7 protein-coding genes are annotated in these 6,915 nt (G+C 35.7%); 4 read left to right on the forward strand and 3 right to left on the reverse strand.

Annotated elements, in window-relative coordinates; all coding sequences use genetic code 11:
- Positions 1-622: 622 nt before the first annotated feature.
- From H7254_RS20895 to H7254_RS20905, 3 genes are all read left to right on the forward strand, one after another.
- Complete coding sequence (locus tag H7254_RS20895; RefSeq protein ID WP_301934821.1) at positions 623-2,044, forward strand: lipopolysaccharide assembly protein LapB; 1,422 nt, start codon at positions 623-625, stop codon at positions 2,042-2,044.
- 75 nt (positions 2,045-2,119) lie between these two features.
- Positions 2,120-2,881 carry a phosphosulfolactate synthase gene (locus H7254_RS20900; protein WP_301921032.1) on the forward strand — a complete coding sequence of 254 codons (762 nt, stop codon included), beginning with the start codon at positions 2,120-2,122 and terminating at the stop codon, positions 2,879-2,881.
- 7 nt (positions 2,882-2,888) lie between these two features.
- A complete protein-coding gene (locus H7254_RS20905) occupies positions 2,889-3,629 on the forward strand; it encodes a shikimate dehydrogenase (RefSeq protein ID WP_301934822.1) in 741 nt (246 codons plus the stop codon).
- Here the strand turns inward: H7254_RS20905 and H7254_RS20910 are convergent.
- The 3 genes from H7254_RS20910 to H7254_RS20920 all read right to left on the reverse strand — a co-directional run bounded on the left by H7254_RS20910 (position 3,626) and on the right by H7254_RS20920 (position 5,261).
- On the reverse strand, positions 3,626-4,066 hold the full coding sequence (locus H7254_RS20910; RefSeq protein WP_301934823.1) for a thioesterase family protein: 441 nt from the start codon (positions 4,064-4,066) through the stop codon (positions 3,626-3,628). The two genes, H7254_RS20905 and H7254_RS20910, sit on opposite strands and share 4 nt — an antisense overlap.
- 109 nt (positions 4,067-4,175) lie before the next feature.
- A complete protein-coding gene (gene rdgB / locus H7254_RS20915) occupies positions 4,176-4,754 on the reverse strand; it encodes an RdgB/HAM1 family non-canonical purine NTP pyrophosphatase (protein WP_301921035.1) in 579 nt (192 codons plus the stop codon).
- A gap of 6 nt (positions 4,755-4,760) precedes the next feature.
- Positions 4,761-5,261 (reverse strand): hypothetical protein, encoded by a 501-nt coding sequence (locus H7254_RS20920; protein WP_301934824.1) that lies wholly within the window; start codon positions 5,259-5,261, stop codon positions 4,761-4,763.
- A 49-nt stretch (positions 5,262-5,310) separates the two neighbouring features.
- Here H7254_RS20920 and H7254_RS20925 point away from each other — a divergent pair, with 49 nt between their 5' ends.
- Positions 5,311-6,375, forward strand: a complete 1,065-nt coding sequence (locus H7254_RS20925; protein ID WP_301934825.1) for a branched-chain amino acid aminotransferase — start codon at positions 5,311-5,313, stop codon at positions 6,373-6,375.
- Positions 6,376-6,915 lie beyond the last annotated feature (540 nt).

The raw sequence follows: 6,915 nt of genomic DNA on the forward strand, positions 1-6,915 counted from the left end.
AAAGAAGTAACCCTTCGTTTAATGAAGTTAACTTCACCCGGCGCCCCAAAAGTAATTGCTTATTTGTTTGGCGGACAAGGAACAATCAATGTCAATAGCTGGTCGCCGGATAGCAGGCATATCGCCTTTGTAAGTAATTCTTAAAAATCAAAATAAAAAATATTGTATCGCTGTTAATCATTACATTTTTATAATCCTAAAGTTTTATTGGTCTGTGCCTTCTGTTTTTCACCCTTTTTTGGGGTAGCTGCACATAGTAACCATTAAAAATAATTTTGTTCCTTATGCGCTTTCACTTTTTATACTAACGGCTTTACTGCTGCTTTCGTTTTTTACATTGTGCTTGCTTTTTGCGGTTTATTGCTTGTGTATACCATTAATACAAATCTTTATAATCAGTTAAATGTATCGCCAGGAAACCATTGGGTTAATTTCTTAATACCAGCTTTAGTCTTTTATAGCATCATCGTTGCGTCGCAATCCGTTCATCGGCATACCTTTGGGCATCTTGTTTATGCAACTTGAAAAATATTTTAATTAATGCAAACAGCTTCTGAATTAAACATTACTTTTTTTTGACAGTTTATTTAAAATAATGTACTTTACACTAACCTATAAGCGCATGAGTAAGTATCCATACCGTCAGGACAGGGAAGAATTAAAGGAGTTATTACAACAGTATGATAACCTTAAAAGAGGCCGAAGTCACTCTTTTATTGAAGAGGATGCCTTCGAAAAAATCATTGATTATTTTGATGAAAAAGATGAATTAATTCAGGCGCTGGAAGTTACAGAGTATGCCGTTAATCAATACCCTTATTCTTCTGCCTTACTAATAAAACGGGCCGACCTTTTGATTGCTGCAAAAAAATATAAGGAATCATTGTATTACCTGGAACAGGCTGAAGTGTTAGACAGCAGCGATATAAACTTATACATTCTTAAAACAGACGCTTACCTGGCGTTAGATCAGCAGGAAAAAGCCGCCTTAGTATCCGAAACTGCTTTAAATTATTTTGAAGGAGATGAAAAACTGGAATTACTTTTTGAATTAACAGATGTATACGATGACTATGAAAATTTTGATAAGGTTTTTGATTGTCTGAAAATGATTTTGGAAATAGATCCAAACAACGAAGAAGCTTTGTATAAAATATGTTTCTGGACTGATTTCACCGGCAGAAATGAAGAGGGTATCAGGTTACACCAAACAATTATAGAAGATTTTCCTTTTAGTGAATTAGCCTGGTTTAACCTGGCCGCAGCTTACCAGGGAATTAAGTTATACGAAAAGGCAATTGATGCTTATCAGTATGCAGTGGCCATTGATGAAAAATTTGATTATGCCTGGCGAAATATGGGGGATGCCTATCTGAGATTACGGAAATATAAAGAAGCTATTGAAGTGTTGCAGAAGGTACTTGAACTTGCAAGACCTGAAGATGTTATTTATGAAGCCATCGGACATGCTTACGACAAATTACATAACTATGCTTTGGCAAGATTAAATTACCGCAAGGCAACACATTTAAACCAGGACGATAGCCAGTTGTTTTATAAAATTGCAGTTACTTACATGAATGAAGGTGTTTGGGACAGTGCAATAAAAAATCTGCATATTGCGATGCGTATTCACAGATTGCAGCCAGAATATAATTTGGCTATGGGGCAGTGCTATATGGAACAGGGAAAAATAGAAGAGGCTGTTCAGTATTTTGGAAATGTAGTACGCAATAAGCCTAAAAACAGTAATGGATGGCTTGAATTATTAAAATGTTTGTACCACGCTAAATGTTTTGATGAGGGACTAGAATATGTAGAGCATGCACTTGAATTAACCAACGCAAAACCTATCTTCCTTTTTTATAAAAGTGCTTTCCTTTTGGCAGCAGGTAAATCCAAAGATGCTATTATTCATTTAGAATTGGGAATGGATAAAAACCCCAAACTGGTGAAAAAATTTATTGAACTAAATCCTGCTATTTTACAAAATCAGCAGGTTGTTGATGTTATCGCAAGGTTCAAGCGTAATAAATCTATCTAACTTTTTTTCTGCTGCTGCATTTATTAACTATTAGTACTCAATAGTTATCTTTGCGCCAATCAAAAAAAAAGCAGCATGAATTTTAACCTTTCTCAAATACCTGAACGCCATAAAAAGCCACGTGCCCACGGTATTACAATGATAATGGACAAGGGATTAAGTGTAGAAGAAGCAAAAAATTTTATGAGTGTTTCCCATCCACATGTTGATATTGTTAAGCTTGGTTTTGGAACAGCCTTTGTTACGCCGACCCTTAAAGAAAAATTAGATGTTTACCGTTCGTATGATATTCCGGTATATTTTGGCGGTACATTATTTGAGGCTTTTCTGGTTCGTAATCAGTTTGATGATTATGTAAAAGTATGTACCGATTACGGCATTAAATATATTGAGGTCAGCGATGGCTCTGTTACGATTCCTCACACAGAAAAATGTGGCTATATCGAAAAATTAGCTAAAAATTTTATTGTACTCAGCGAAGTGGGCAGTAAAGATGCCGCACATATTATTCCTCCTTATAAGTGGATAGAATTAATGCGGGCCGAATTAGAGGCTGGTTCAACTTACGTTATTGCAGAAGCAAGGGAATCCGGAAACGTAGGTATCTATCGGGGTAGTGGTGAAGTAAGAGAAGGCCTGGTACAGGAAATATTAACACAGATACCAGAAGATAAAATATTGTGGGAAGCGCCTCAAAAAGCACAACAGCTTTACTTTCTTGAACTGATTGGTTGCAATGTTAATCTCGGTAATATAGCCCCGACAGAAGTGATTCCTTTAGAAGCCATGCGCATTGGGCTACGCGGCGATACTTTCGAACTCTATTTGAATAAATAATTCAATAATGAATTTATACGGACTGATTGGTTATCCATTGGGGCATTCTTTTTCAAAACAATATTTTACAGAAAAATTTGCAAGAGAAGAAAAAAGTGATTGTAAATACGAAACATTTGCAATTGCACACATCGGTCAGTTTCCTGCGTTACTACAAAATAATCCGGATTTGAAAGGATTAAATATAACCATCCCTTACAAGGAACAGGTATTAAAATTTGTCACCCAATTATCCGCAGAGGTTAAAGATATTGGTGCCACTAACTGTATAAAAATAAGTGGCAACCAGTTAATTGCTTATAATACTGATATCATTGGTTTTGAACAATCTTTTTGCAAACTATTACAACCATCTCACAAAAAAGCATTGGTATTGGGAACCGGCGGTTCGTCAAAAGCGGTGCAATATGTTTTAAGAAAACTGGGTATCGAATTTTTAGTAGTTTCCAGAAGCGAAAATCTTCAGCCTGGTTTTATCAGTTACAATATGATTAAGGAATCTGTAATGGATGCACACCCTGTTATAATAAATTGTTCACCTGCAGGTATGTCTCCCAATGATAATTATTGCCCGCTCATTCCATACCAGTTTATAACTGCCCAGCATTATTTATTCGATCTGGTGTACAAACCAGCTAAAACTTTATTTCTGCAAATTGGGGAAGAGAAAGGTGCTTTGGTAAAAAATGGCTATGAGATGCTGATACTTCAGGCGGAAGCTGGCTGGAAAATATGGAACACAGGTTAAGAAGGTTTATCCGTCAATAATGTTTTTAAAGCATCAGGTATTGCACTAACTTTTTTATTTGAATAGTCGTAGCAAACCATACCAGTTTTCGCATTAGCCAGTAATTGCTGCGTTCCATTTCTACAGGTAAAAAGCTGATAAAACAATTCAAAACCGGCGCTTGATATTTCACCTGAACTTAACTGCACTTCAATAATATCGCCATAAAATGATTCCTGTTTAAATTCAAGCGCAAGGTCACTCATGATTATTCCAACTCCATTTATATTTAGTTCAGTAAAATGATGGCAACTTAACCATTGTACCCTGGCTTCGTGCAGGATAGAAACAAATGTATCATTGCCAACATGATTGCCATAATTGATATCATTGATTCTTACCGGAATGCTAACGGTATAAATCTTGTTTGGTGGTACTGTAATTTTTATTCTCGCCATCGATAGATTTCAAATATTAAATCGTTGTGTGTGAAAAGATTGAAGACTGGGGTGTTCCTATAAGGGTGAATTGTCCACTTCAATCATAAACTATTAGAGTAAATATCTGTCAGGAAATCTTTAAAAATTCAATCATTTTTGTCATTGCTTTTTTTCTATGGCTGAAATGATTCTTTTCTTCCATGGTCATTTCAGCAAAAGTTTTTTTGCTGCCTTCGGGCACAAAAACAGGATCATATCCAAAACCCTTACCACCTCGTCTCTCTTTTAAAATTACACCTTTACAAATTCCTTCAAACTGTATTTCTTTTCCATTTAATATCAGTGATATTACTGTCCGGAACTGTGCCTTTCTATTAAGCGAAGAGATCATGTTATTAAGCAGTTTATCAATATTTGCCTCAAACGATCTGTTGTCACCGGCATACCGGGCGCTTTTTACTCCAGGCTCACCATTAAGAAAAGGCACTTCCAATCCCGTATCCTCACTAAAACAATTTTGATTGGTAAGTTTGTAAATAGTGAATGATTTTTCAGTAGCATTCGCTTCCAGCGTATCATGTGGTTCTGGAATGTCAATATCAATAGCAGCTTCCTGCAGAGTGGTGATAACAAAAAGATTTCCCAATACAACTTTTATTTCGTCAACCTTGTGTTGGTTATTGGTTGCAAAAATGAGTTTTTTCATAATAAATTAGATAGCAAAAAATTGTTTCAGGCAGTTCCAGAGTTTTGTTTTTTCCTCTTTACTGTTCTGTATCTCCTGTAAAACAGGTGCAGCAAGATAAGTTTGGTTGTTAAAAGATTGAACCTGATAATGAGGAAATTCAATAGGCAGGTTAATCTGTGCAGCGCTTACTCCGAATAAAAGAATGCTCGCTCCTTTTAATTCAAGTTCAATGGCTTTGTAAGTAAGATTTCTATTCTTTTTTGTATTGACAATTGCTACATCCTCCATTGTTAAACCACAGGCAGATAAAATACCCAATAAAAAATTCAACTGTTCATCTGGTAGATATAAAGTTTCGTCATCGGCCACAAGTATGATAATCCTTTTGCGGTTATTGCCCAATATAGTAAAAGAAGAAGCGGATCTCCTTTCTTCATGTAATTCCGAAGCATCCAATTCAATCAATGATTTTTTAAATAATTCCTGTAATAAAAATGGTGTCAGTTGAATATTATCTAAACTCATGGAACTTTACTATGTGTTTTTTTGTTTCTTTGTTGTAAAATTAAGGATTATGATAGCTTCAGAAAATTTTAATATAACCAAAGTAAATCAAAGTAAACTGGACGGGATTAGTTTGGATAATGTGCCCTTCGGTAAATATTTCACCGATCATATGCTGGAAGTGGATTATGAAAACGGTGAATGGCAAATACCATCCATTAAACCCTATCAGCCATTATCACTTGCCCCATCTTTAGCCTCTTTACATTATGGGCAGGCTATTTTTGAAGGAATAAAAGCGTATAAAGACGCAGACGGTAATGCATCTATTTTCAGGCCATATGATAATTTCAAGCGGTTTAACCTTTCCGCAGAAAGAATGGAAATGCCCGTTGTTCCCGAGGAAATATTTATTGAAGGATTACGGCAGTTAATTGCAATGGATAAAGAGTGGATACCGGCGAAACCAAATCACTCATTATATATCAGACCCTTTATGTTTAGCAGTGATGCGGCAATAGGAGTGAGGCCAAGTGACAAATACAAATTCCTAATCATCCTTAGCCCCACAGGACCTTACTATGCGGCACCTATGCGAATTTATGTAGAAGAAAAATATGTAAGGGCTGTACAGGGAGGCTATGGAAATGCAAAAGCCGCCGGAAATTACGGGGGTGCATTACATCCATCTGCCTTAGCCCAAAAGCAAGGCTACGACCAGGTTTTGTGGATGGATGCTTTTGAACATAAATACGTGCAGGAATGTGGCACCATGAATGCTTTTTTTATTATCGATAATAAAGTGATAACCCCCGGTTTAGAAGATGGAACTATTTTGGCAGGTGTTACAAGAGATAGCACAATGGCAATTTTGAAAGAAATGGGATATATAGTAGAAGAACGAAAGTTAAGTATTGACGAGATAATGGATGCTTATAAGTCAGAGAAGTTAAACGAAATTTTTGGAACGGGCACTGCCGCAACTATTTCATTAATCAAGGAATTGAAGTACAAAGATTTTGCAATGACATTTGACGTGGATAAATGGACCATTGCACCCGAAATAAAGTTGAGGATGGATGCAATTAAATATGGGGAAGCTCCCGATAATCACCGATGGATGTTTAGGGTGTAAGAATTTCCTCCAAAATAAACTTCAATAGCAATAACTAAATGAAGGTTTCATAAATTAATTTTGAAAATTTTAGTAAGGGTTATGGCCTGGTGCAGAATTTCATTTCTGCTTGTTTCTAATTAAAACACAGAGTTTTAAGATTGCCTCAAATCCTTTACTGAAAAGGATTTGAGGCAATCTTATTTTTAGGAGACACTAAGCCCCAGGTGATTTTAAGCGGCTTTTGCTTATATACTTTTTGATTTTGTAAATTTAATTTTGAAAAAACAGGTATTTATTTTCACTAAAATTTGGATGATACAGTGATCGCCCTTACCTTCGCACTCCCAAATAAAAAAGGGATAGTTCTTAAAAATAAAAGCCATGTAAGATTTAGAAAAACATAAGAAATATATTTTTAGTTTTTCAAATTAAATTAGGCGAATAAAAAATAGTTGGTTACTTTTGCATCCCGCTGAAAAAGCGGGGGATTAGAAGAAGGTAATTTAGAAGTTCTTTGAAAGATTGGAAACAACAGCGCAGCGTCACTTTTCGGAGTGA

This window comes from Ferruginibacter sp., assembly GCF_014377975.1.
Classification (GTDB): Bacteria; Bacteroidota; Bacteroidia; order Chitinophagales; family Chitinophagaceae; genus Ferruginibacter.

Excerpts from the sequence above, each read along its gene's own strand:
- H7254_RS20895 (WP_301934821.1), top strand. The coding sequence starts at position 623 with ATGAGTAAGTATCCATACCGTCAGGACAGGGAAGAATTAAAGGAGTTA.
- H7254_RS20900 (WP_301921032.1), top strand. The coding sequence starts at position 2,120 with ATGAATTTTAACCTTTCTCAAATACCTGAACGCCATAAAAAGCCACGT.
- H7254_RS20905 (WP_301934822.1), top strand. The coding sequence starts at position 2,889 with ATGAATTTATACGGACTGATTGGTTATCCATTGGGGCATTCTTTTTCA.
- H7254_RS20910 (WP_301934823.1), bottom strand. The coding sequence starts at position 4,066 with ATGGCGAGAATAAAAATTACAGTACCACCAAACAAGATTTATACCGTT.
- rdgB (WP_301921035.1), bottom strand. The coding sequence starts at position 4,754 with ATGAAAAAACTCATTTTTGCAACCAATAACCAACACAAGGTTGACGAA.
- H7254_RS20920 (WP_301934824.1), bottom strand. The coding sequence starts at position 5,261 with ATGAGTTTAGATAATATTCAACTGACACCATTTTTATTACAGGAATTA.
- H7254_RS20925 (WP_301934825.1), top strand. The coding sequence starts at position 5,311 with ATGATAGCTTCAGAAAATTTTAATATAACCAAAGTAAATCAAAGTAAA.